Source organism: Mycobacterium shigaense (assembly GCF_002356315.1).
In the GTDB taxonomy this organism is placed as follows: Bacteria; Actinomycetota; Actinomycetes; order Mycobacteriales; family Mycobacteriaceae; genus Mycobacterium; species Mycobacterium shigaense.
Genome location: NZ_AP018164.1, coordinates 278,222 through 303,632, shown reverse-complemented (window position 1 = coordinate 303,632; position 25,411 = coordinate 278,222). Strand labels below are relative to the sequence as shown.

Annotated in this window: 20 protein-coding genes and 3 pseudogenes; 7 read left to right on the top strand and 16 right to left on the bottom strand. The window is 62.6% G+C overall.

Annotation, left to right across the window (positions count from 1 at the left end; all coding sequences use genetic code 11):
- Positions 1-379 precede the first annotated feature (379 nt).
- Complete coding sequence (locus tag MSG_RS01425; RefSeq protein WP_162899129.1) at positions 380-970, bottom strand: PPE domain-containing protein; 591 nt, start codon at positions 968-970, stop codon at positions 380-382.
- A gap of 455 nt (positions 971-1,425) precedes the next feature.
- Here MSG_RS01425 and MSG_RS25790 point away from each other — a divergent pair, with 455 nt between their 5' ends.
- Genes MSG_RS25790 through MSG_RS01410 form a run of 4 tightly spaced genes read left to right on the top strand, consistent with a single transcriptional unit; the run spans position 1,426 to position 3,924 of the window.
- The gene (locus MSG_RS25790; RefSeq protein WP_258173932.1) at positions 1,426-1,548 is read left to right on the top strand and encodes a hypothetical protein; all 123 of its coding nucleotides are present in this window, start codon (positions 1,426-1,428) and stop codon (positions 1,546-1,548) included.
- 18 nt (positions 1,549-1,566) lie between these two features.
- On the top strand, positions 1,567-2,523 hold the full coding sequence (locus MSG_RS01420; RefSeq protein ID WP_162899128.1) for an NAD(P)-dependent oxidoreductase: 957 nt from the start codon (positions 1,567-1,569) through the stop codon (positions 2,521-2,523).
- A complete protein-coding gene (locus tag MSG_RS01415) occupies positions 2,510-3,559 on the top strand; it encodes an amidohydrolase family protein (protein ID WP_162899127.1) in 1,050 nt (349 codons plus the stop codon). The genes MSG_RS01420 and MSG_RS01415 overlap by 14 nt, the downstream gene beginning before the upstream one ends.
- On the top strand, positions 3,556-3,924 hold the full coding sequence (locus MSG_RS01410) for a NifU family protein (RefSeq protein ID WP_096436455.1): 369 nt from the start codon (positions 3,556-3,558) through the stop codon (positions 3,922-3,924). Before MSG_RS01415 ends, MSG_RS01410 begins: the two co-directional genes overlap by 4 nt.
- Before the next feature lie 299 nt (positions 3,925-4,223).
- Here the strand turns inward: MSG_RS01410 and MSG_RS01400 are convergent, their stop codons facing one another.
- From MSG_RS01400 to MSG_RS01375, 6 genes and pseudogenes are all read right to left on the bottom strand, one after another.
- On the bottom strand, positions 4,224-4,592 hold the full coding sequence (locus MSG_RS01400) for a hypothetical protein (protein WP_096436451.1): 369 nt from the start codon (positions 4,590-4,592) through the stop codon (positions 4,224-4,226).
- A gap of 214 nt (positions 4,593-4,806) precedes the next feature.
- Positions 4,807-7,687: pseudogene (locus MSG_RS01395) on the bottom strand (MMPL/RND family transporter); the annotation flags it as partial.
- Positions 7,684-8,112, bottom strand: coding sequence for an MmpS family transport accessory protein (locus MSG_RS01390; protein ID WP_096436449.1), 429 nt, complete (start codon positions 8,110-8,112; stop codon positions 7,684-7,686). The gene MSG_RS01390 and the pseudogene MSG_RS01395, both read right to left, overlap by 4 nt.
- A 26-nt stretch (positions 8,113-8,138) precedes the next feature.
- A complete protein-coding gene (locus MSG_RS01385; protein WP_096436447.1) occupies positions 8,139-9,881 on the bottom strand; it encodes a fatty acyl-AMP ligase in 1,743 nt (580 codons plus the stop codon).
- 11 nt (positions 9,882-9,892) lie between these two features.
- Positions 9,893-14,446: a type I polyketide synthase gene (locus MSG_RS01380; protein ID WP_096436445.1), complete on the bottom strand. Its 4,554-nt coding sequence runs from the start codon at positions 14,444-14,446 to the stop codon at positions 9,893-9,895.
- 41 nt (positions 14,447-14,487) lie between these two features.
- Positions 14,488-14,733 (bottom strand): acyl carrier protein, encoded by a 246-nt coding sequence (locus MSG_RS01375; protein ID WP_162899125.1) that lies wholly within the window; start codon positions 14,731-14,733, stop codon positions 14,488-14,490.
- A gap of 1,073 nt (positions 14,734-15,806) precedes the next feature.
- Here MSG_RS01375 and MSG_RS01370 point away from each other — a divergent pair.
- A complete protein-coding gene (locus tag MSG_RS01370) occupies positions 15,807-16,511 on the top strand; it encodes a GntR family transcriptional regulator (RefSeq protein ID WP_096436441.1) in 705 nt (234 codons plus the stop codon).
- Here the strand turns inward: MSG_RS01370 and MSG_RS26060 are convergent.
- From MSG_RS26060 to MSG_RS01345, 5 genes and pseudogenes are all read right to left on the bottom strand, one after another.
- A pseudogene (locus MSG_RS26060) lies at positions 16,508-16,702 on the bottom strand (hypothetical protein); the annotation flags it as partial. The gene MSG_RS01370 and the pseudogene MSG_RS26060 overlap by 4 nt on opposite strands.
- A gap of 72 nt (positions 16,703-16,774) precedes the next feature.
- Positions 16,775-18,109 carry a phenylacetate--CoA ligase family protein gene (locus MSG_RS01360; RefSeq protein WP_096436437.1) on the bottom strand — a complete coding sequence of 445 codons (1,335 nt, stop codon included), beginning with the start codon at positions 18,107-18,109 and terminating at the stop codon, positions 16,775-16,777.
- A 531-nt stretch (positions 18,110-18,640) separates the two neighbouring features.
- A complete protein-coding gene (locus tag MSG_RS25410; RefSeq protein ID WP_232011138.1) occupies positions 18,641-18,928 on the bottom strand; it encodes a hypothetical protein in 288 nt (95 codons plus the stop codon).
- Between the two features lie 28 nt (positions 18,929-18,956).
- Positions 18,957-19,364, bottom strand: coding sequence for a CsbD family protein (locus MSG_RS01350; protein WP_232011137.1), 408 nt, complete (start codon positions 19,362-19,364; stop codon positions 18,957-18,959).
- A gap of 91 nt (positions 19,365-19,455) precedes the next feature.
- Entirely contained in the window at positions 19,456-20,691 is a 1,236-nt protein-coding gene (locus tag MSG_RS01345) for a sulfotransferase family protein (protein WP_096436433.1), read from the bottom strand.
- Positions 20,692-20,719: 28 nt separating this feature from the next.
- Here MSG_RS01345 and MSG_RS01340 point away from each other — a divergent pair, with 28 nt between their 5' ends.
- Positions 20,720-21,307 (top strand): TetR/AcrR family transcriptional regulator, encoded by a 588-nt coding sequence (locus MSG_RS01340; RefSeq protein WP_096436431.1) that lies wholly within the window; start codon positions 20,720-20,722, stop codon positions 21,305-21,307.
- On the top strand, positions 21,304-22,416 hold the full coding sequence (locus MSG_RS01335) for a DUF1214 domain-containing protein (protein ID WP_096436429.1): 1,113 nt from the start codon (positions 21,304-21,306) through the stop codon (positions 22,414-22,416). Before MSG_RS01340 ends, MSG_RS01335 begins: the two co-directional genes overlap by 4 nt.
- A gap of 3 nt (positions 22,417-22,419) precedes the next feature.
- Here MSG_RS01335 and MSG_RS25970 read toward each other — a convergent pair whose 3' ends face one another.
- The 4 genes and pseudogenes from MSG_RS25970 to MSG_RS01315 form a co-directional block, all read right to left on the bottom strand.
- Positions 22,420-22,767, bottom strand: a complete 348-nt coding sequence (locus MSG_RS25970; protein WP_096436427.1) for a hypothetical protein — start codon at positions 22,765-22,767, stop codon at positions 22,420-22,422.
- Positions 22,768-22,823: 56 nt separating this feature from the next.
- Positions 22,824-23,078 (bottom strand): annotated as a pseudogene (locus tag MSG_RS25400) (LLM class flavin-dependent oxidoreductase); the annotation flags it as partial.
- A 35-nt stretch (positions 23,079-23,113) separates the two neighbouring features.
- A complete protein-coding gene (locus MSG_RS01320) occupies positions 23,114-24,244 on the bottom strand; it encodes a fatty acid desaturase family protein (protein ID WP_096443902.1) in 1,131 nt (376 codons plus the stop codon).
- A 24-nt stretch (positions 24,245-24,268) separates the two neighbouring features.
- A complete protein-coding gene (locus MSG_RS01315) occupies positions 24,269-25,360 on the bottom strand; it encodes a ferredoxin reductase (RefSeq protein ID WP_096436425.1) in 1,092 nt (363 codons plus the stop codon).
- Between the last annotated feature and the right edge of the window lie 51 nt (positions 25,361-25,411).

Genomic DNA, 25,411 nt, shown 5'->3' with positions numbered 1-25,411 from the left:
TCGCCTCTTGTTGCCTCAGCTTCCCGGCCCGGTAGGGCCCCCGACAACAGCACTCACGCCGTGTATCGACATCCCGTCCCCTCCTGCTCACGTCTGCCGTCGGTCGGCACTGGCACGCCGGGCGTCACCCCTCGCTCACGCCCGGCGTTCCAGCACCGTAGCATACGTATATTATAGCTATTGTCATATATCGGGGCGTCATCGACTCGGTGCGCCCCTTCGCGGCCATCAAGCAGCCCGATGATCGAGACGATCCGCGCGGCAACAACTACCGGAGTAGGTCACGTCGGCATCGGCCACGGCGTCGCCCGGCCACTCCCAGCATCGCGCTAGATTCGCTGATATCTCCTACAACGAGACCAGATCGAGCATCGGCACATCAACGCTCTTCCGCTGCGAGGCGATCCAAATCGCCGGAGGGACTGGATAATTCGGCCGTGAACCCGCAGGCGCGCTTCGACATCGACCTCGCCGACGGATCTCTCGTTTCGTTGTTTAGCCTCGCACTGAGTTCCGTCGTCCACATTTCCGCATAGGCCGCCTCCAAGCAGCCGATCGTCGCCGCGTTCTGTCCAAAGAAGTTGTTCTCGATCAGTGATGCCCGCATCTTTCGATTCGCAGCCATAGCAGTCGGAGGCAGGGAGCCCGTAGTCGAGGGGCCGACAATCGTTGCCGCGGTGCGTGCATCCAACGCCGATTGCTTGGCTTGAGACGCGGCTATTTTCAACCAATCCAAGTATGCCTCTGCGGTGCCCCGCAGAGCAGCCGACACTGGCGCCGACGAAGGCTCCGACCAAGCTTCACTTCCCAACGCCATCGAAATCACCTCTCCAAAGGACGAAGCCGACGCCCCGAGGTCGGCGGCCAGGTCTTCCCATGCCGCAGCTGCGACGAACAACGGCTCCGCGGCCGTCGTAGCAAAGTTGTTGGCGGGGTTCATCTCCGGCCATAACGAGGTACAGTCATTCATCATTCCTCCTCTTTGGTCGAGCGACTTCTAGCGACGCGCGACAGCATTTTTCTTCGGCCCCATCTTCGAGCGGCTGTGCTCAGCACAAGGCCGCCGATGCGCAAGCTGGCGGACGATGATGGGCATGTCCGAATCAGTTATTCTTTGATCCAGCAGGCGGCGGGCCAGCAGTCAACTGCACTGCCGGACAAAACCAATGTTGCTAACCCTGATTGATATCGGTCACACTTTCCGAGCTTCGCCCGGGTGTTGGTTGCGGACGGACCCCCCGATGGGTTCATACGAACTCAGAGCTACACCCTTGGTCACGCCGGGTGGCTTGCACCCTACCTTTTGGCAAGGCCAGGCCGTCGACCGGAATCTGGGTTAAAAGGTTGCCCCCCTCGTGCGACTCATATACGGTCGATTTGATTATATACCAGTAACCGATAGGGCGGTACATCCGTGGGAGTCGCTTGGTTGACCTGCCCCTGCAGCCCGCCATCGATCGCCTTGGTGAGGGCATCGAATGCGGCTACGCCCACATCCGCCCCGATCCGGATCGGCAGCGCTACAGCCACATTCGCCGGCTGCACTAACTGGAATGCCTCATGACAATGGCTGAACCGCAGCGCCTTTCCACAACCGTCGTCGGGCTGGGACTTCTCGGCATTCCTATTGCCCTTCACCTTCTCGGCTCGGAACATCAGCTAGCCGGTTGTGTCGACATCGACCCATACCGAAGGGCGACGGCCAGTGCCGTGGGTATTCCCGTCGTCGACAACCTCGCCGAAGCGGCCAATGCGGCTCGCGTCGTCATTACGGTGCTACCGAGCATCGAATCGCTCAATGCGGTTTGCGCACAGTTGAAGCGGTGTCGCGACCGACGGACCCGCTACCTGGTCGACGTGAGCACGCTTCCCGCCGACGCCAAGGCCGAAGCTGCCGCAAGTTTGCAGCCGGCCGGCATTACGTTGCTGGACTGCCCGATCATCGGCACCAGCGCTCAGGCGTACGGACGCGACGTTGTCGTCTGTGCGTCAGGCCCCAGGGCCGGGATCGAAGCGATCAAGTGTGTGCTTGACACGTTCAGCAAGCGAGTCGAGTACATGGGCGAACTGGGAGCCGGCGCGAACATGAAGCTGGTCGCGAATCACCTTGTCACCGTTCATAACGCAGTGACCGCTGAAGCGATCAACTTGGCGCAACGGCTCGGCATCGATCCCGAAATGGCCGTCGATGTCTTAGCTGGAACGGGTGCTAGTTCGCGTCAGTTGGAATTGCGCGGGCCGATGATGGCGTCGGGTACCTACAAGCCCATGACGGCTACCGTCGCCACCTTCGTCAAAGACGTCGATCTGATAAGCGAACTCGTGTGCGCGACCAATTCACCTGCCCCGCTGCTGACTACGGCCGCCGATCTCTACCGCGCCGCAGAAGCGATCGGCTTCGGCGGTCACGATGTCAGCGCAATTCACGCCGTGTACGCAAGGTTGCCCCGCCCTCACGGGCAGCATGCGGCCGTCAGGGACCACCACCCCGAGCCCGACGGGATTGCGCATGCTCAACGATGACGTTTTCGTTTTCGACAACGTCGTGCACATGTATGACCTATCGGATGACAATCTTGTTCGTCCCGAGTCGGGCGAAGACCGATTGGGACATCTAACCATTGGATCCCGCATGCGCGGCGAGGCCGATCGTTCACGGAGCAAGAGTCCAAGCAACCCTGGGGTCGGACACGGATACGATCGCCGCTGGTCGGTGCACGACATGGCCCGAGTGGTGTTCGCCGACGGCGTCACCGACATGGCGATGGCACAAGCCGTCGTCCTCTACGACGTGTATAAAGACGGGTTCGCACCGGTGCGGGCTCAATACGAATTCGCGCAAGCCTACCCCGACAAGGTTCTCTTCTGTGGTGGCGTCGACCCGCTCCATCTAGGAAGCAGCCACAGCACGCGCGACGCCATGACGCAGCAAGTCGTCGAGTTAGGAGCACGATCGTTCAAGTTCTACAACGGCCATATCGACAGCTCGTGGCGTTGCGACGACCGCGATTTGGCATACCCCATGTACGAGCAGGCACAGGAGCTCGGCGTCAAAGTGCTGCAATTCCATAAGGGTTTCCCGATTACACGGGCACCACTGGAATCGCTGCGTCCGCTCGACATCGAACGCGCCGCCCTTGATTTTCCCGATTTGATATTCGCGATCCACCACCTGGCCTTGCCGTACTTCGAGGAGTGCGTGTATATGGCTGCGCGCCATGCCAATATCGTCCTGGTCCTGTCTGGCACCATGCATCTTCCCTTCGTTGCACCCTGGGATTTCAAGACATACGTCGGCCGGTTACTCCGTGATGTCGGCTCCGATCGCGTGCTCTGGGGATCCGAAGCGCCGCTCACCGGACCACCACGGCCCGCAATCGAGTGGTTTTGGGAGATGCAGATCGACGACGAGCTACAAGACAGGCATGGCTATCCGGCCATCAGTGACAGCGACAAGCGAAACATCCTCGGGCTCAATCAGGCACGTCTGTTCGGAGTTGATCCCCAACGAGTCATCAGACGTGCGCGCAGCGGCAGGACCAGCGGTGACGCGCCATGACGAGGCGCGCCAGTGCCAACTCCCCTACGTCCCTTCGGACGCGGGCGAGCGTCATCGACGTAGTCGAATCTCAGATTCGGCCGTTGCTGCATGTCCACGGCGGCGACCTCGAAGTGCTGTCAGTATCCGAACAAGGCGTAGTCCAACTCTGCTTTCACGATGCCTGCCGGGCCTGCCCCCTCAAAGCGGTGACCTATGCCGTTTCTGTTCGACAGCGTCTGATGGAGATCCCGGGCGTCACCGATGTAGTGATGCAGGACGTGCGGCTCTCGGCCGCCGCGATTGCGCGTGTCAAGGCCGCTTACCGCGATCACCCGCTCGACGTCGGCTCCTATGCCAACGATGAGTCACCGACCGGGGCCTGAGGACGGCACCCGAAGGAGGAATTGAGATGTCATTTCTATTCGCAGCAGGCTGCACGACGATTTGGGCGACTGCCGCCGCGCTGCAACGGATCAAGTCGAGCATTGAGTCGAGGGCAGCAGCCATGTTCGCCGTGCCGAAGCGAACCACTGAGGCATTGGCGGAGGCAATCTCCGTAGTCGGGTGCTACTACCGCCTTCCTGTCGACCCGGCGGTCTACCTCGCTGTCGCGGCCGGCACGCACGGGTCCGCGGCGCACACCGAAACGTGGCACAGCTGAGGAATTGCGGCCCGAGATCGATCAGCGGACGACAGTCGTGTTGTCCTCCATGCGAAAAACCCCGCACTGCGGGGGAATTCCCGAATTCCGCGCAGCCGCCGCATCTTGGGTGAACTCGCCTGCCATCGCGTCGAAATGAAGATGATGATGCACGGTCTGCCCACCGCTGTACGGGGACGGAAAGGCGATGAAGTCGATACCGAAGCGTGCATCGCTCAACGAGCCCGCTGTCACAGCGTAAACCCCGTAGAAGTCCACACCGGCCGATCGAATCCAATACGTGCCGTTGTCATACAGGTAGAGATCAGGAGCGGGAAGAAAACCCTTGCAGTGCGACACCTCGTAGACCAACGTGAGCTTCTTCAGCGGATTGCCGAACGCCACCTGCACTGCGATGCCTCCACTGGTTGCACGACTAGCTTCTGAGCCCGGATCACCGTTGTCTAGTAGGCGCCACCGGCTCACGGATCGCAGGCTTCACCGGTGCCGACGCCGAATCCTGCTGTCTCGGTGCTAACCCCAGCGCACGCCGGCAGCGACGGGCCAATACGCGAACCATCGGGTTTGTTCTCCGGACCAGCGGCCTCTGCTCGTCGCGAGACACCGGCACGATGGGGATCGGTGCCGTGTACGCCAGCTGCCATTCGCGGGTAGGCGAGGCTGATTGCACCTCCTGCGGCGCGGCGGCCCGCTTGCGCACCTTCATCGGCCACCAGAACCACCGCCCCAACAAAGCCGCAATCGACGGTGTCATCAAGGCCCGCACCACGAACGTATCGAACAGCAGACCCAAAAAGATCGCAGTACCCACCTGCCCGATTGCCTTCAGATCGCTGACGATCATCGAACCCATCGTGAGTGCAAACACCAGTCCGGCCGCGGTGACCACCTGTCCGGAGCCAGCTACACCACGGATGATCGCGGTGTTCAACCCGCCATCGAGTTCTTCTTTGATCCGTGATACCAGTAGCAGGTTGTAGTCAGATCCCACCGCCAACAATGCGATAACCGTGAACGGCATGACCATCCAGTGCAAGGGAAGGCCAATAATGTGCTGCCAGAGCAGAATTGACAGACCGAACGATGACCCCAACGAAACCGCGATGGTGCCGACGATGACGCAGGCAGCAACCACGGAGCGGGTAATCACCAGCATGATGATGAAGATGAGACTCAGCGATGCGATCACCGCGATCATCAGGTCGTATTTCACCGCTTCGCCGATATCGTGATACGAGGCTGCCGTGCCACCGAGATACACAGAGGCACCGTCCAGCGGCGTGCCTTTGATTGCATTTTGCGCCGCTTCTAGCTCGGCATCCGTCGTGGTTAGCGCCGCGTTACTGGCAGGGTCACCTTTGTGGGTGATGATGATCTGGGCGGTCTTGCCATCTGGAGACAGGAACTGTTTCATCCCCTTCTTGAAGTCCTCGTTGTCGAACGCCTCCGGTGGCAGATAGAACAGATCGGAATTCTTGGCTTCGTCGAATGCCATTCCCATGACGTCGGCTGTATCGGCCATGCGGCCCATCTGGTCGACCATGTTGCTGTAGCTGCTGTACATGATCGACATCGTGTCCTTGATCGTCTTCGATACAGCAATCAACGGTTCCATTTGATCGTTGATCTGCGCCAAGTACCCGTCAATCTGCGCAAAGTGGTCGTTCATCACCGTCATGTTGTCGTTCAGCTGGTCCATCTTGTCGACCGAATCGAACAGCGATCTGATGCCCCAACACAACGGAATGTCGAAACAGTGCTTCTCCCAATAGAAGTAGCTGCGTAGCGGACGGAACGTGTCGTCGAAGTCGGCGAATTGGTCGCGCATATCCGAGGTATTGCCTTGCATCACTCTCGTGTCTTGCAGCGCGATGTGGTTGGTCTTGGTCAGCTCGCCCATGTCTTTTTGGATGCGCTCCATGATCGCGATCAACCTGCCAGTGTCGCCAATCATCTTGTGCAGATCATTCATACGGTCTTTCAGCAACTGCAGATTCTCGTTGATCGGGATGGATTGCAGGCTGACCTGGAACGGCACTGAGCTATGCTCGAGCGGCGACCCCAGCGGACGAGTGATGGCCTGTACCTTGTCGATTCCCTTGAGCTGGAAGATGCTACGGGCGATCTTGTCCAGCACCAGCATGTTGGCCGGCGTGCGCAGATCATGGTCGGCGTGGATCAAAAATATGTCCGGGTTCATCCTCGCCTTGGAGAAATGCTTTTCGGACGCTTCGAGACCCTGAATCGCCGCGAGCCGGTCCGGAACGTAGTATCGCTCGTTGTAACTCACCGAATACGAAGGAAGGACCGCTATTCCGACCAACGCCACCACGCCAGTGACCGCCAGGATCGGCACCGGCCAGCGCACCGTAGCGGTACCGATTCGGCGCCAGCCTCTGGTCGAGAGTGGTCGACTCCATGAGTCCAAATCGGGTTGCCAGCAACAATATTGCGGGCGTAATGGTGAGCGCGCCCGCCACGATAACGAGCATTCCGATGAAGCACGGAATGCCGAGCGTCTGCAAATAAGGCAATCTGGTGAAGCTCAAGCACAAGGTCGCACCGGCAACCGTCAGTCCGGACGCCAGCACAACGTGCGAGACACTTCGGTAGGTGATGTAGTACGCGGTCATCCGGTCCCGGCCTGCCGCACGTGCTTCCTGATAGCGCCCCAGGAAGAAGATCACATAGTCGGTGCCCGCCGCGATGGCCAGTGACGTGATCAGACTCACGGCAAATACCGACAACCCGAACAAATGGTAATTGCCCAGCAACGCAACCACACCGCGAGACGCGCCGAGCTCGATAATAACCACCAGTAGGACCAGCAAGACGGTGCTGATGGAACGGTAGATCAGCAGTAACACCACGGTGATAACCGCGATGGTGATCACCGTCATCTTGGTGAGGCTCTGATCGCCCGCGTTGTTCATGTCGGCCGTCAGTGCCGCCTGCCCGGTCACATAGACTTTCACGCCCGCAGGCGGCGGATCATGGTCGACGATCTGACGCACCGCCTGCACGGAATTCTTCCCCGTGGTAGTGCCTTGATCGCCGACCAGGTTCAACTGCAGATACGCCGATTTCATGTCGGAACTTTGAGCACCGCCCGCGGTGATGCGGTCGCCCCAAAAGTCTTGGACATGTTGGACGTGGGTCGTATCGTCTTGCAGCCGCCTTACCAAGCCGCGGTAGTAGGCTTTGGCATCGTCCCCAAGCGGGGCATCGCTTTCGAGCAACACCATCGCGATGCTGTCGGAGTCGAATTGCTCAAAGAGGGCGCCCTGACGTTTGAGGGCTTTGTAGGACTGTGACGCCTTGGACGCCAACGATACCGAGTTGGTCTTTCCGACCGCCTCCAACTGTGGGACGAAGATGTTGAGCACGGCAGTGAGCGCGAGCCACGCCAGGATGATCGCTACGGAATAGCGGCGGACGAAGTGTGCGGAACGCGTGGGCTGCGTGAGCGAATTTTGTATTGTCATGCTGCTTTCACCAAGCAAAAGGTTTGGGCATCTCGATTGTGGGCGGTTTGTTCGTCGCGAATCACTCCATCGACGATGATGCGGCACCCGATGCTGTCTTTATCTCCTTGTGCGACAACGCTTGCGAATACTGACGGCAGCGTGGTAGTGATGACGAATCTCCATGGCAGCGCGGTGAAGTATTCGCGCTGCGGTTGGGTTCGCTCATCTAGATAGTTGACCTGGCCGCGGGTGGAAGACGGCCCGAAAATTTCGTACACCACGTCCTTGGGCATCGTGTTTCGCGAGTCGTCCTTGGTCTCAGTGGCGGTGTTGATGTTTTGCGAGCCAAAGACGTCGTGTAGCTGGAAAACCGCGTAGCCGGATAGGACGATCACCGCTACGGCCACCAACGGCAGCCAGCCATACTTGAATGCGGAAAACATCTTCTTGCCCTCCTTTTGTGTCGTCGTTACCCGGACTCAGTCGGCAGGCCTCGCGTCGGGTCGCCAGCGGGGCCGGCATGCGCGTGCGTACGGGTGGCGACCGTGACATCCACCAGTGCGGCAGTCAGGTACAAATCTCGGGTCTGCGATCGCTGCACCTTGCCGGAGGAGGTTTTTGGTAGTTGGCCGGGGTTCAGCAACACCAGCTCATCGATCACTAGACGGGTTTGGGCGTGGACGGAACGTCGCACCTGCTGGTGAAGATCATCGGCGAAGTCGGCACACTCGGCGACCACCACTACCCGCTCGGTGGCGTCGCCCGGGATCGAGAACGCCACGACGTTTCCCTTGCGGATCCCCGGTACGTCGGCCGCGGCCCATTCGACGTGTTGCGGATCGTAGTTGCGCCCGTTGACGATGAGGACATCTTTCTTGCGGCCGGTGACATACAGATCGCCCTCGACGATGAAGCCCCGGTCCCCGGTCACCAGCCAGCCGTCTGCACGAAAGGTTGCGTCAGTCGCTGCTTGGTTGTCGTAGTAGCCGGCCGCCAAGGACGGCCCGCGCAGTTCCACGTCACCAACGCGGCCCGGCGGCAGATCGACTCCTTGATCGTCAACGATCCGTAACGAATGTCCTTCGAGTGCTCTGCCGCAGTTGACGAACGACAACGTCTCTTCATCGCCCACCGGCGCCTTGATCTCACCGCTGGCGTGGTAGGAGTCGGCACTGGCCCGCAGCCGCGTGAAACGGCGGTCGATGCGGTCGAAGGTGATGCCAAGCGTCGCCTCGGCCATTCCGTACGCGGGTACTACCGATTCGGACCTCAATCCATATGGCGTGAACGTATCGATGAAGAGATCCAACGTGTCCGCGTTGATGGGCTCGGCGCCGCAGCCGAACACCCGCATGCTCGACAAGTCCCACGCTTGGTCCCGTTGCCTGGCCTTTTTCGCCGTCAAGGCGAAGGCGAAATTCGGCGCAAACGACAGCGTGGCACGTTTACGGGAGATGACATCGAGCCAAACGCCCGGATCCCCTAGGAAAGACATCGTTGGCACAAAGGTGACCGCGACCGAGAAAAGCAGTGGGGCAAGCACTTTTCCGACGAGGCCCAGGTCGTGGTAGAGGGGCAACCAGCTGACGCCGTGATCTTGCTCGGTGCAACCCAAGGCCGTGACAAAAGATTTGGAATTCGCCCACAACGACGAACCGTTGACGACCACGGCTTTGGGCTTGCCGGTGCTGCCGCTGGTGAACTGCAAGAAGACGGGTTGGTCGGGTCCACGTTCGACGGGGTCCAACAGTTCCTCGCCGGCGTCCAGTGCATCGGCGTGAGCCACCGCCTTGTTCTGGGCGCGGAATCGTTGACCCAAACCCAGCACCCCGTCGAGCCATTCCGGGATGATGAGGGCGTCGACGCCAGCCGCATCGATCAAGCCGATGACGTAGTTCAGATAGGCCTGCTGCTTGCCGAAACCGACCGGCGGATAGAGCGGTACTGGGACCGCTCCGGCCCACACGGCGGCGAGAAAACCGATCACGAATTCTTGTGCGTCAGGGACGATCAGGGCCACCAGATTGCCCTTGCGGACGCCGCGGGCGCACAGGTTATTGGCCGCACGCGCGACCGAATCGCGCAGCCTGGCGGCGGATACGAACGTTTCGGTCTCACATCGATTGCCGCTGACAAACGTGAATCCATGCGAGTTGCAGGCTGCATTGATTTGCAGTCTTTCCACCAGGGATACCGGCACAGCAGGGGGCATCGGTCTTCCTTTCAGAGGATTGCGCAATCGGTCAGATTCCGGAATTCGCGGGCCAATAAATCGACCGTTCTGTCGATCTGTCCATGGCTGTGCATCGCCGTGACGAAAAACCGAAGGCGTGCTTGGTCGTTCGGAACTGCCGGGTCCATGATCGGATCGACGTTGATCCCCGAATCCCGCAGCCGGGAAGCCAGCGACAGGCACAGCATCGAATCTCCCACGACGAACGGGATAATCGGTGTTCCCTTACTCTTTTCAAACTGCAATCCATGAGCGGTAAATTGCGATCGCATGTGGTCGGCGTTGGCGTGCAAGGCCCGGATCCGCTCGGGTTCTGCGCGCAAGATCTCGATCGCTTCAAGCGCAGCAGCGGCAGACGCCGGCGGGAGACCGCAGCTATAGATGAAGCCGGGCAAGGTGTATTTGAAGTATTCGATGAGTTCACTCGATCCGGCCAGATAGCCCCCGCAGCTCGACAAGGACTTCGACAAAGTCCCCATCCAAATGTCGACCTGCGTTCTGTCCACGCCAAAGTGCTCGCCGACTCCACCCCCGGTCGCCCCGAGCACGCCGATCGAATGTGCCTCATCGACCATGAGCATCGCGTCGTATTCTTTGGCCACGTCGATGAATGCCGGCAGATCGGCGATGTCGCCGTCCATGCTGTAGACGCCTTCGATGACCACCAGAGCCCTGCGGTAACGGCCGCGACTGTTGGACAACAGCTCCCGCAGGTGTGCCGGATCGTTGTGCCGAAATGGGCGCCGGCTCGCGCCGGAGAGCAGGCAACCCTGCATGATGCTGTCGTGGGCCAGCGCGTCGGGCAACACGATGTCCTGCTCACCCAACAGGTGGCCGATGGCCGTCACGTTGGTCGAATGTCCGCCCACCAAGGTGACAGCGTCCTCGACACCGAGCAAACCGGCGATCGAGGCTTCCAGCTCCCGATGGACGGGTTTTTCGCCGGACAGCAATCGGCTGGCCGAAACCGAAGTGCCATAACGGGAAATAGCCTCCTGGGCACTGCTGCTGACGCGCGGGTCGCCCGACAAGCCCAGGTAGTTGTAGCTGGAGTAGTTGACCATCACCCGCCTGCCGATTTGCGTGGTGTCGTTGACGACGCGTTCGTGCACGGTGTAGTAGGGATTGCCGAGTCCGGCGTCTTCGGCCGCCTTGAGACGATCCCTGAGCGCCCGCCATTCGGGGAATTCTTTGATTCCACGCTCTGCGACAACGGGTGAGATGGCCGGCTCGGCATGGAGCTGCGCCACCGGGCGGTCGTCGAAATCGTCCACGGCGCGGTGTCGTCCAGTCGCCGCGTTGAGGACCGCCTGCACGGTCAGCTCCGCAGGGTTGAGGTGCTGTACCTTCAAATCCGGGTGGCGGCTTCGCAGTCGGTTCATTAACTGGGTCATCATCAGTGAGTCGAATCCCAGATCGCCCAGCAGCAGGTGCTCGGGCTTCAACTGATTTACGTCATATGCGCCGATGTCAGCGATTTGAGCTAGGACTGCATCCGTTGGCCGGGCAGCCGCGCCGGTTTCGGTGTCGGCTTCGGTGTCGGCGTGGGCGTGGGCGTGGTCGCCAAGCACGGCACGCGGAGCTGCCGGCTGCTCCGCGGCATGGCGGTCGATCAACTTGGCAGCTACAGCCGTCTGCTCGCGCCATAGCGCGACCAGTTCATGCATGACGATGTCCTTTCTCTCATCGTGGTGATCGACGTTGCCGTCCAGTTCCGGCCTTGCGTTGGCCGGGTCGCCGACTTGGGGGTTACGTCTCGCCCCGCCCGCGAGCAGGAGCTTCCCGGCTTGCCAGTCGGTGCGCGAAGTAGGCCGAGTCCGCAACGGCCACAACGGTGGTGCCGGGTAGGGCTTGGCAGACAGCAACGCACCTCTGCGCGGTTGCGGGGCGGGTTGAGCCATCGGCACGCCGAGTGCGCACAGTTGAGCTCGAATACGGTTGGTAGCGCGCTCGGCGTCGCCCTCGAAGTCACCGGAGGCGATCAGGTGCTGGCGCGGTGCCCCCGCGTCCCGTGCCAGGTTCAACAGCGTGGACCCCGAGCCGATCTCGACGAACACCGTGTTTTCGATGTCGACCTCGGCGAGGGCGGCGCCAAACCGGACCGGAAGAATTGCATGCTGGCGCCACGCGGAGCGCATCTCGTCGACACCCTCGTACTGCCGCGCGTACACACACGAGACGAACCGGACCGCTGGATCAGCCAGAGCCAGAGCATCGACGTGCTTCGCGATGTGAAAGTTGGCGTCCTCGATCAACGGACTATGGAAAGCGTGGGACACGTTCAGCTTTTTGAAGGCGATGGCGGCGCTGCTCAGCCGCTCGGCGACCAGGGCGATCGCGTCGACTGTGCCGGCCACCACGGTTTGCCTCGGAGAATTGACATTGGCGATCCACGCGCGCAATTCGCCACCGAGCAAGCCCCGCACCGTGTTTTCATCTGCTCGGCACGCCAACATGCCCCCCTCGGGGATGTCGGTGTTGGCGATCGCTTCACCGCGCCTGGCAGCGAAGTAGACCGCGTCCTCGGGTGCCAACACGCCGGCGACTGCTGCCGCGGAGAACTCTCCGACACTGTGGCCTAGCACCACGTCCGGGCTGATCCCGGCCGCCCGGAGCTGACAAGCCACCGCAAGTTGGGTCACCATCAACGCCGGTTGGCAAAGTTCGGTCGCGGCCAGCGCTGCCGCGGACTGGGCGCTCGGCTCAGCCGGATACATCGCCGCCAGTAGACCGGGGCTGTCGGCAGCGGCTCCCAGGTATTCGACCGACCGCGCGAGCGCCGGATCGTAGGACCGCAATATTGCTGCATCACTGACGGTTTGAGAGCCCTGGCCCGGGAACAGAAAGCACAGCTGGGGCGGGTTCTCTGCAGCGAAATCGGCGCTCCGATAATAGATACCGTCGCCTATCTGGCCGTTGGCAAGATGGTCTCCCTCGACGGCAGCCAATGCATCGAGCAGCTGGCAGCGCAATTCCATCGTCGACGAGGACACCAGAATCAATTCGACGCCACGATCTGCGCGCCGGTGCAACGTGGTCGCCACCTCGCCCAGATCTAGTCCGGGATCCGAGTCGAGGTCATTTAGTAGTGCTGTGCACCGGAACGCGATCTCACCACGGCTTTGTCCGCGGACCGGAATGATCCAGCTCGATCGCGAGTTCTGCACCGGCTCGGTATCGGCGGCCTCCAGAATTACATGGACATTGGTCCCGCCGAAGCCGAATGCGCTGACCCCTGCCGCATGCGGCCGCTCCACCTGTGGCAACGCGCAAGTCTCGCGTGCAATCGCGAATCCCCGCTCGGACAGCCGGAGCTCGGTCCGCTCTTTTTTCAAATTGGGCTGTGGCGGAACGACTCCATGCCGCAATACCAAGGCCGCCTTGATGAGACCGGCTGCACCAGCTGCTGACATCGCATGTCCGACGTTGGCTTTCGCGCTGCCGAGGAATCGCGGCAGAGCATCCCTTGGCGGCAGGCACGCGCCCAACGACTCGACCTCTACCAGATCGCCGACTACCGTTGCAGTACCGTGCGCTTCGATGTAGTCGATGTCGGCACTCGAAATTCCGGAATCCGCAAGCGCCGCTTCGATGGCCGCACGCTGACCACCGACTTGAGGTTCCATCGCGCCGGCGCCCCCGCCATCGCTAGTGCACCCAATGCCCCGCACCCAGGCGTAGACGTCACTGAACTCGGGAACCGCATCTTCGCGCGTGATCACGACCACACCAACACCTTCGCTGAGAACAAAGCCGTCGGCGTGGGCGTCGAAGGGTGCACAGATGCCAGACTTCGACACTGCACCGATCTTGGAGAACAGGACCAAACCGTCGGGCACCAGGTTGAGGTGTACACCCGCCACGATCGCGACTTCACACTGCTGGGCACGTAGTGCCAGTACGGCGTTGTACAGGGCCGCCAACGACGAAGCGCACGCGGCATCGACTGCCATCGAGGGGCCGCGCAGATTGAACGCGCGACTGATTGCCGCCGCAGCCATATTCAATAGCGATCCCGGCATGGTGAACGCTCGCACCTGAGGCACCGCAGAGGCCACGTCGGCAATGTCACCGTCACCGGGTGCACCGAACGCACCTGTCGCGAACTGTGTGGCACGTAGTGGAGCGACCATCACCTCACGGAAGTCACTGGCAGAGATCCCCACGTAGACTCCGACCACACTGTCGGCGAGCTTCCGCGCATCCAGCCCGGCGTCGTCTAATGCTTCGCGGGTTGCTGTCAACAGAATTCGGTGCTGGGGGTCCATCACCTCGGCTTGTCGAGGCGAAATCCCGAACCCGAGTGCGTCGAACCCGTCGATATCGGCGACGGTGGCTATCACGTCGCTGTAGGCGCTATTTGGCTTGCGCCCTTGAGGATCGAAGAACGGCCGGTGGTCCCAGCGCTGCATCGGGACCTTTCCGAACGCAGATTCCGCAGACACCAACATCTGCCAAAACGATTTCACATCAGCAGCTCCGGGGAAGTTGGCTGCCATTCCCACTACGGCCAATCGCTGACGATCCTGCGGTTGTTGTGGCATAGGCTCCTCCTCCGTGAGCTAGCGTCAGGCGGCGGTCCAACTCACTCCGACATCGTCGACGACACCACAGCCGCGAGATCCGCGATGGTTTCCACTGTCATCAACGCCTCCCGCGGCAACGAGACGCCAGCGATCTCTTCGATGCACGCCAACAGTTCCAGGGTTTGCACAGAGTTAAGCCCTAGGTCCTCGATCTCAAGATCGGTCGTCATTTCCGGTGTTCGGGTTTCAGCCACCGACACCACCCCCAGCTTGATGATGTCTAGAACGTCTTCGGTCTGTGGCATACGCATCGTCATCGAAATGTCTCCAATCGCACTGTCTGCATTGGAGGTACTGCCGGCCTCATCGATACATCGGCCCACAGCTCCCCCCCGAGCAATATCAACCTACGGCTACCGTAGCCCCCTGAACAACATCAACTTACGGATTTCGTATATTATCGATTCAGTCATATATTCGCATGCCGACGAGGCCGGAGTGACGGTTCGGCTGGCGTATCCAGTGGCGACGCCCAGGTCGGGCCACTGACATACAGTAGATTTTTCATATATTTTTCCTACTAGCCGTCTAACAGGGGCGGCACGGTGATCGACTACCAGCATCAAGCTCGCACCGTCAATGTTGTTGTGGGAAAAGGGCGCTCGCAGCCACGCCGGGCAGTGACTACCCGGCGTACCAATCCTCTAGCGCTACGCATGGACGGACAAAGCCATGACGCCAGAAGACCCGTTACCCTCGGTGACGTTCTGCTCCCGACTCGCAACGGGACTTATCGTGGGTGTCGGCGACGGCGTCATCGGACTTGTTCGGGTGGGCAAACGCCGCTGCCGTCAGCAAATGTGATCTGCTTCACCGCAACTTCGACCATCGCAACTTCGACCATTTAGATCGGCACGATCGCGGCGCCCTCAACCTCGACAACGATGCCAGGCCATCCGAGGTGGCGGCGCCCATCAGTGGGTGCGACGAAGGCTCAACACCGGCCAGCGCTTCGCGTTGCGCGCTGGTATTGGCTCCCGTCGCGAATCTCAGTCAGGGAGGCCTTCCTATTGAGCATCAGTCCTCACCGGTTTTGGCCGGTTGTGATCGTGGCATGTGCTCGGCCACTGGAACGCGTGTGCGCCGAGAATGTAGAACTACGCCAGATTGATTCCGGGATGACCCGGGTACTGTCACGACTGAGAGATTCGCTCAATAGCCGCTACGCACCCCGGGGCCCACCGCGCGAGGAAGCTCTCGCGCGACACCAAGAATTTACAAATCAGTCCGATCCTGTCAAGCGATTCGGTTAGGAATCGCAGGCTAGAAAATATACGATCTTGTAAGACGGACGCGGCAGCAAGGAGCACATGCGAAGATGGGCAGCGTATCTTACGCCACTTACAGGAGCGACGGACATCCTGACAGTCCTCGCACCGGAGTGGATCTAGCGCGCGACACGTTGCGGGACATGATTGTACGGGGGGAGATCGAAGTCGGTAGCCGCGTGATCCTCGCCGACGTTGCGAAGCGGATCGGGACGAGCGTCACTCCGGTTCGTGAGGCGTTGCGTGACCTTGCTGCGTCCGGATTGGTCGACATCGACGCACATAAGGGTGCCCGGGTGCACGCGTCCAGTGCCGCCGAGTTGACCGAAATCTATTCGTTGCGATCGCTGCTGGAATCACGAGCGATGGCTGAGGTGGCTGCGCTAGCCGAAGAGGACCGGATCGTCGCCTGCACCATCGCGTCCAGACTGGTCAAGCAGATAGAGAGCGAGACAGACATGGGCGCATGGACGACGCTGAATCACGACCTGCACGCATGCCTCGTCGAACCCCTGCGTACCAGGTGGCCCTTGTTGTTCAACATGATCGAAACGTTGCGCAACCGATCAATGCTTCCGGTGGCAAAAATGATGCGAGACGATCCAGCACTAGCGGTCAAAGCCAACCGGTACCACCGAACTGTGGTCACGGCGATCCGAAAAGGCGATCCCGCCAAGGCGGCGCACGCCAGAGCTGAACACCTAGACCGCGTCATCAACATCATGTTGAAGTCCTTCGAAAGCCCGGCCGGCTAACCCGACTGACCGCTTCGGCACCACCACGCCGCGCGCCTCGACCGGATCGATCGGGCTGGCGCGCGCACAGCTGTGCCGGTTGCCTGGAAAGTGATCCTGTCGCCGATCTGGACGGCGTGACCGGCGAAGCGTTCGTAGCAGCGCTCGCGCAGTGTGGCATCGACGGCGGCCGATCCGCCGTGCGTCCAGTGCTGATCAACCGACATGGTGGACACCGGCGACTGGTGCCTGCAGAGCCAGCAGGATTACCGCGTCCTGTTTCCTCAGTCGTGTCTGAAGTCGCGTACGCGACCTGACTTCCAGCCCTGCCAATCACTTTCGGCTCCGACACCCTTGAAGTCAGGGAAGTCCGACCAGGGAAAGCTCTTTACATCGGCGCCGATGTCAAAGGCACGCAGCACACGATCCCGGACCGCGGCCTCGAGAGCATCGTGATCGGCATCGACTTTTGCGCCGAGACGAATTTCGAGATGGTCTCTCTCGTCCCGGGTGTAAATGTCGAGGACGTATCCCGTGATCCACCCCGCGTCGACGAGGATCGCATTTTCGATCTCGGATGTGGTCCGTTGCCGCCCCGCGATGCAGACCCGGTCGCTGACCCGACCGAGCATGTCGACGGTCATTCGTTCGGATCGGCTATCGGGCGCGAGGGTGACGAGATCTCCGGTTCGGTACCGGATCAATGGCTTGATTCCGGGGATCAGGGTAGTCACGCACAGCTCGCCGGAGCCTTGGAAACCAAGCGACCGTTCACTATCGGGATCAACGACTTCGTACAGATAATTGGGAGCGATGGCGGCGAGCTCGCCCGACGCGGTGAAGACCGCGGCAACGCCGACCTCCGGCGGGCCGTACACCAAGTTGTATACGGTTGAGCCCCAGGCCTGGGCCAGCAAGGCCTTCATCCCGTCGGAACAGGATTCGCCGGTGGCCAGGACACCGCGGATGTCGAGGTCTTGGCGGATGTCAACACCGTAGCGTTGACTCAAATCTGCCACTCTCATCAGCATGGACGGGGAGCCCAGCACCAAGCTGACCCCGACGTCCAGCAGCACCTCAAAGAATCGATCGAAGCCTACGGTAGGCGACAACGGAAAGATGTCGAGCTTGGTGATTCCGACATCCTTTGCCGCATAAGCGATAGTGCTGCATGTGGGATGCAGTTCATTGGGGACGACGACAGCAAGTATGGGTCTCTTGCCATCCGAAAAATGACGGTCAACGACGGCGCGTAGCGCGTGCGCCACCGGACGATAGTTCAGGTCAAAGTCGATTTCGGTGCTGGGACACGGGGTGGGGTAGTCGGAGGTACCCATGGTCTCGAAGTAAAGCTGGGCGTCGCCGACCGATCCGCAGAGGATGTCATACATCGCGTCGCGCACGTCGTCGTTAGTGGTGAACGGCAGCGTGACGATGTCTTCCAGGGTCAGTGTCGATGACCGAACCCACGCCAGTTGGTCGGCGTAGAAACGCGAATGGCGTTGAACGTGGTCGACAACCGCACGAAGCGAGGCGCACTGCCACTGGTGGAGTTCGTTGGCCTGCAGGCTTCCATCGAGCCACCGATCGAGAGTCTTAGACCATCTTTGGATGTCCATTGCCTGCCTAAGACCTGCCTGTTCTCGCGACACCTATATGTGATATTGCTGAGTATATATGTGTCGGCGAATGGCCTGCAGCGGCCTCGGCCTGGGAGGCTGGTGCTGGTGCCGGCCGCTCACAGCAGCGACGGCCGGCAGCCGGCTAGTCGGTCGCGCGCTCGGCCCGGCGTTTCTCCTTCTCGGCGGTCGCCAATTCCGCGATCCGATCCGCCTCGGCACGATGCTTGCGGCCTCGTCCCGCTTAGACTGCGCCTTCTCGCGCTTCGAGCCTGCGGTGTTGGACGCGACCTTTTCGGCGACGCGCGTCTTCTTCTCCGCCAGACTACGGGCCGATTCGGCGGCCTCCTTGCGGCTGGCGGCGGCCTGCTCGGCCTGGCGCCTGGCCGCGGCGCTCTGCTTCAGCGCGGCATCGACCGCTTCTCACTTGCGCTCCTGCGCGGCAGTGCGGACGTCTTTGATCTCCTGCTCGGTCGCCTCGCGAGCTTCCCGTCTTTCTTCGATCACTTTGTCGCGCAAAGCCTTCAGTATTTAATCGGCCTGCACCTGCCGCGCCGTTGCCTTCGCGTCGAGCCTGGCCGCCCGCCCCAGCGCGTCAGTGCGCTCCAGCAGCGCGGCGCCGCGTTCGACGATGTCCGCGTCGCGAAGCGCTCGACCCACGGTGGCGTCCAGCATGCCCAGCGAGCGCTCGTACAGCAGCCGCGCAGGCACTTCGCTACCGACCCGGGTGACCACGCGGCCCTCGATCAGCTGCAGCGGAAGCCTGGCGAGATTGTACTGAAACCGCAAGGCCGCCAATGGAATACCGGATATCTTCATGCGTATTGCTCCTCTGTCCGTCACGTCGTCAGGGCAGGCCGACCTCGTTGGTGAGATCATCGGCCTGGCGTCGCAGGCGATCGGCTTCCAGCTTTTCGTCGGCGGTCGCCTGCACCGAGCTCTGCTGCTTGGCGGCGCCATCGACCTTCGTCTCGGCTTCCTCGGCGCGAGCCTCACGGGCCTCGGCGTCCGCGAGGACCTCAATTGCGTTGGCTTCCTTACGTTCCTGTGCCTGCTTTTGCTCGAGCTGCGCCTCGGCGGTCAGCGAGTCGTTACCCGTGATCGCGCCGGAGACTTCTTTCGCCTTGCCCTTGATGGAATCAATCAGTCCCCGACGCGCTTGGCCGGATTTAACGTGTTCAGCCATAGCTCTCCTTCGGCGCTGCATGTGGGTTGGCGCGCGAAACCCGGTCATTTCATGGGTTTCGAAGCGCACGCCGGCGCATGACCCCGCACTGAAGGACTGCTGTTCAGCCCGACTGGTTAAGGAGTTCCCACGTGCCGTGGCACGAGTCGCGTAATCGAAACTATTCCAGGAAGCGCTCGACATAGGGCGCGAAACGATCGCGCAGCGCTCGCTCGGTCAGACCGAACATCTCGGGCGATGTTTCGACGTGTCCGTGCCGGCCGCGCCGGTGACCCGCCAGGTAGTCGGCGACGGCGCCGCGCGCATCGTCGGTGAATGGCTCGTCGGCGAGCGCGTACACGTGCTCGGCGACACCGAGCTCGTTCGCCATGAAATCGTCGAAGCGAATGTCGATCGAGCGCTCGGGGCCGAGCGTGTCGCGATCGCGGATCAGGGCGGTCAGCATCTGATCGAGCCGGTCGATCCAGGACCGCGCGATCTGTTCCACCGGCACCGGGGTGCGGTGCATGCGGGCCGAGTAGGTGATCATCGCGATCATCGACAACGCCACCGGCACGGGATCGCGGTGGGTGAACACGACGATGCTGTCCCCGAAGACGCGGTCCAGCACCGGCACCTGCTCGAGGTGCTGGGGCGACTTCAGCAGCCAGCGGCGCCCACCGCGCAGGAACTGCATGGCTTTGAGCTGCCGAGCCAGGTATCGGTAGTGCGGCGTCTGGTCGTGGGCGCGGTAATAGTCGCGCCAGCGCGGCACCTCGCCGAGCGTCTCGAACAGCATCGTCGAGAAATCGTTGGCCAGCAGCTGGATCTCCTCGTGCACGTGATCGGTCGTCATCTCGTGCATCAGCGCGAAATGCGGCATCACGGTGTCGACCAGCCCGACGGCGACGTCCATCCGGGCGCGCCGCGGATCCGGCTCGACGCCGACCTCGGCCGGCAACGGAAACGGCTCGACGCTTTCCCAGTACGGCATGGTGCGGAAGGTGGGCGGCGCGGCCAGCAGGTTGTGCAGGTGGGTAGTGCCGGTCCGGGGCAGGCCGGCGATGACGACCGGTGAGCGCAGTTCGATGTCGTCGATCTCGGGATGCCGGGTGAGCAGATCCGTCAGCAGCAACCGGTTCTTGAGCAGCTGCAGCACCTGGCCGTAGAAGTTCACGATCCCGGCGGGGTGCAGCCCCGCTATCTCGCGCAGCGCCGCGAGATAGACGTCGAGCCGTTCGCGGTAGTCGCCCGGGCCGAAGTCATGCAGACCGGTATCGGCGCTGGCCTGGGCATGCAGCACGTCGGCATCCAGTGGAGTACCCGGAGCGATCGCGGCCATCATGTCGAGGATCTGCTGGGCCTCGGGGCCGAACTGGGGGTGGGCGAGGTCATCAAGGCGAACGGCGTCGGTCACGGCAACTTATGTTACTCTGAGTTTCGTAATGGTAGTAGACTTTGGCCGGCCTCGTGACCCGCGGATCGACGCCGCGGTCCTGAGCGCGACCGTCGAGCTGCTCGCCGAGACCGGCTACGCCTCGCTGTTGGTCTCCGCGATCGCCGAGCGCGCCGGCACCAGCAAGCCCGCCATCTACCGGCGCTGGCCGAGTAAGGCACACCTGGTGCACGAAGCGGTCTTTCCCCTCGGCGCCGCCACGGAGCTTCCCGACACCGGGTCGCTGCCCGAGGACCTACACGAAATGGTCTGTCGTTCAATGGCTTTCCTCACCACCCCGGCCGCGCGGGCGGCGCTGCCGGGGCTGGTCGGCGAGATGGCCGCGGACCCGACGCTGCATTCGGCCCTGTTGGAGCGGTTCGCCGGCGTCATCGGCGGTGGCCTCGCCGAGCTGCTCGGGCGTGCGGGCGCGCGCGGCGAGATCTCACCCGACTTCAACGCCGCCGAGCTCGCCGCGCAGCTTACGGAGGCCATCGCCGGTATCACCCTGATGGGCCTGCTCACCCGCCCCGGCGAACTCGACGACAGCTGGGTCGACCGCACCACCACGTTGCTCTTGAAAGGAATCAGCGCATGACGCACGAATCGACGGCCGCGTGGAATGAGCTGCTCGCCACCCTCGGCGACGTCGACCACAGTTTCCTCGAAGGCGACCGCGCGGTCACCGACGATCGGCACATAGCCGACGGCTACCGGATGATCGCCGCCACGCTGGGCGTCGCACTCGACACCTATCTGTTCCCCGAGCCCAGCCGGCCGCAGTTCGTCGCGGTCAACACGCCGTTCCGCCGGGACCGCCGGTGGGGTGGCGACAACACCGACGCCTACTACTTCATCTGTCCGGTCGACCCGCAGCGGCGCTACCGCGTCAGCGGCAACAAGGGCGACAGCGTGTACTTCTCGCTGACGGCCTACAACGAGCCCGCGCCCGGCGCCTGGTCGGACCGGGTCGTGACGATAATCAGGGACACCGACCTCGACGTCGACGCCGACGGCAATTTCAGCTTCGAGTTCCCCGCCACGCCCGAAGCGGCGGTGCTGATGACCCGTGACTACCAGGGGAATCCGCTGACCGGCCGGCCGGTGGTGTGGAACATCGAAACGCTCGACGAGCCCGACCCGATCCGGCATGGCGACGCCGAGACGGCCGCGAGCCTACGGGCGGCAGCCACCTGGCTGCGGACCATGTTCGCGATCGTGCCGATGGCCGTCGGCACACGGCTCGACGACGAGCACGCCCTCGGGCACGAAACCGTGCACGCCGCAAATGAATTCGCCGAGCCTTATCAGGTGCCGGATGCGAACTTCGGGTGGTCGGCGCGCGACGCCTGCTACGCGTACGGCAGTTTCGTGCTCGATGAGGACGAGGCGTTGGTCGTCACACACCGGCCGCCGGCGTGCCGGTTCTGGAACCTGGTGGTGTGGAACCAGTTCATGGCCACGTTCGGGCCCGCCGAGGGGCCCGACGCGCGTTGCTCCATCAACGGCCACAGCGCCGTACCGAACAGCGACGGCACCGTCACCGTCGTCTTGTCGCGCGGACTGACCAAACACCCGAATTCGCTTACCGCCCTGGGCTATCCGCGGGGCAATCTGGCATTCCGGTGGTTCCTCGCCGAAGAGGTGCCGGCCCGTCCGCAGGTGCAGCTGGTGAAGGTCGCCGACGCGCCGACCCAGCCGTCCTGAGAGCTAGTGACCGGGTAAGCAGATCGGGGCTCCGTAGCACGGGGGCGGCCCGAGCGGGCGGCGCGGAGCGGCACCCTCCCAGACGAATTGGCCGACGTTGCCCGTGCCGCCGACGGCGACCCAGTACCAGTGGTGGCACACGTTCATGTCCCAGCGGACGTCAGGCATCGGCAACGGTTGGCCCGGGCACCAGTTGTGCGGGACGGTGAAGTTGTCCGTGGCGAACGGGCTCGGCGACTCCGGCGCGGGGCTCAGCGCTGCGTGCGCGGCGGCCGTGACCCCCAGGGCCAGGCCCACCGAGCCGAGCGCCACGGCGGCCGCCGCCATTCCCTTGATGACTGTGCGGTACATGGCGTCAAGTCCAGGCCCTGGCCGTCGCTACCGATCACAACTTCGCGGTGGCGCTCGGCCTCGCGGGACAATTCGATGCCGCGGGCCAGCGTCGCGAGCTTGGCATCCAGGGTGTCGCCCGCGGGATAGAGCCGCACGGTGTTCACCCCGGCGTTGCGCCAGACCGCAAGGCGTTCGCAGACTCTGTCCTCGGTCCCGATCAGCGTGGTGGCCAGCAGCATGTCGTCGGTCACCAGCTGCGCCGCACCGTCGCGGTCACCGCGCTGCCAGCGCCCCCGCACCTCGCCGGCGACCTCGGCCCAGCCCTGCCTACGGACCCCATTGTGCCCCCACCCGAAGGCGGGTCCTAGGCCGCGACGGGGTCCCGATCGCCCGGGTTGCCGGCGTTGATCTTCGGCAGCAAGGACAGGACTTTCCCCGGCGTCGGGAAGGTCAGCTTGACGATCTTGCGCACCACGGTCGCGAACTGCTGCGGCAGCGGGCCCTTGTTGTACGGGATGCCGTAACGCTGGCAGAGCTCTTGCACCTCGGGCGCGATGTCGGAATACCGGCGCGCCGGCAGGTCCGGGAACAGGTGATGCTCGATCTGATGCGACAGGTTGCCGGACAACAGATGGAAGAACCTACCGCCGGTCAGGTTCGCCGAACCGAGCACCTGGCGGAAATACCATTGGCCGCGCGACTCGTTCTGGGTCTCCTCGACGGTGAATTCCCGTGTGCCGTCCGGAAAGTGGCCGCAGAAGATGATCATGTACGACCAAATGTTGCGCATCAGGTTGGCAGTCAGGTTGCCGGTGAGGACGAACGGCGCGAACGGCCCGGCCAGCAACGGAAAGGCGACGTAGTCCTTGAGGGTCTGCCGGCGCGTCTTTTGCCAGATCTCGCGCAGCACCTCGCGCTTGTCGCGGAGCTTGATCTCGCCGGAACGGATGCGCTCGGTTTCCAGTTCGTGCAGCGCGACGCCGTACTGAAACAGCACCATCAGCAGAAACGCGTAGACGGGGTTGCCCAGGTAGTAGGGGTGCCACTTCTGGTCCTGGCTCATCCGCAGAATGCCGTAGCCGATGTCGCGGTCCATGCCCACGATGTTGGTGTGGGTGTGGTGCATGTAGTTGTGCGAATGCCGCCACTGGTCGGCCGGGCAGGCCGTGTCCCACTCGAAGGTGCGGCCCGAGATCGCCGGGTCACGCATCCAGTCGTATTGGCCGTGCATGATGTTGTGGCCAATCTCCATGTTGTCCAGGATCTTCGACAGACCCAGCATGGTGGTTCCGAGCAGCCAGGCCGGCGGCAGAAACCCGGCAAACAGTAGGGCCCGACCACTCAGCTCCAAGGCACGCTGCGTCTTGATGACACGCCGGATGTAGTCGGCGTCTTCCTCGCCGAGCTGCGCAATCACGCGATCCCTGACCGCATCGAGTTCCCGGCCGAATTCCTCGGCCTGCTCGGGGGTGAGGGTGATCTTGTTGTCTGACATGATTTTTGCTCCCATCATCCGGTGTCAGAGCGATAGGTCGACATCGCCGACGGGGACGGATACGCAGATCTGTATGTCTTCGTCGGGTGCGCTGGACACCGCTCCGGTGGTCAGGCTGCGCACGGTGCCGGTGTTCTTGCGGCGGGTGCAGGTGTGGCAGATGCCCATCCGGCATCCGTTCTGCGGGTTCAGGCCAGCCGATTCGGGCTGCTCGAGCAGCGACCGGCCGTCGTCGCCGGTGTCGATGCCGCTGTCGGCGAACGTGACCCGGCCGCCCGACGGGTTGGTCGAGGCGGGTGGAGTGGTCAAGGCCGGGGGCACAAAGCTTTCGGTGAACACGTTTTCACAGTGCTGTCGGACGGTGTCGACCAAAGGGGTTGGCCCGCAGACGAATACCGCGTCCGGCGCCGGCATGGCCGCGGCCAGGTGTTGCGGTCCGAAGGCCCCTTCGAGGTCACCGTCGCCAGATCGGGTGAAACCGTGCAGCACACGCACGCCCGGCACGGCGGCCAGCTCCTCGCGGTAGCACGCCTCGGCGGGCGTGCGGGCGTAGTGCACGAACGCCAGCTCCCCTCCGGCGTCGACGTGGCCCTCGGCGACCAGGGTGCGCAGCATCGCCAGCACCGGCGTGATGCCGCTGCCCCCCGACACGAACAGGATCCGCCGCGGCCGCTGCGCGGGCAGCACGAACTCGCCGCCCGCCCCCGCCAGCCCGACCACCATGCCGCGGTGGGCGTAGTCGTAAAGGTAATTCGACACCAGGCCGCCCTCATGGCGGCCGATCGTGAGCTCGAAGGTGCGGCTGCCCTGGGCGTCGGCCGGGGAATAGCAGCGGGTATGCCGGCGGCCGTCGATCTCGACGGTGAGGTTGACGTATTGACCGGCCTGCACGGTGTGGGCGGACCGGAAGGTCGCGTTCGGCGCCAGGGTGAGGGTGACGCTGCGCGGCGTGCTGCGGCGCACGTCGACCACTTTCGCGCGGGCCTCACCCAGCGTCCACGTCGGCGACACCAGCTCGGTGTAGCGGTCCACACCGTGCGGCCCGGCCAGCAGGTCGACCAGGTCCGAGCCCAGGACGCGTTGGGTCAGCGTCCGGGTCAGATTTTGAGTGAACATATGTACACCGTGTAGGCGCTAGAGCCAGATCGTCAAGGGTTTTGCCGCGGT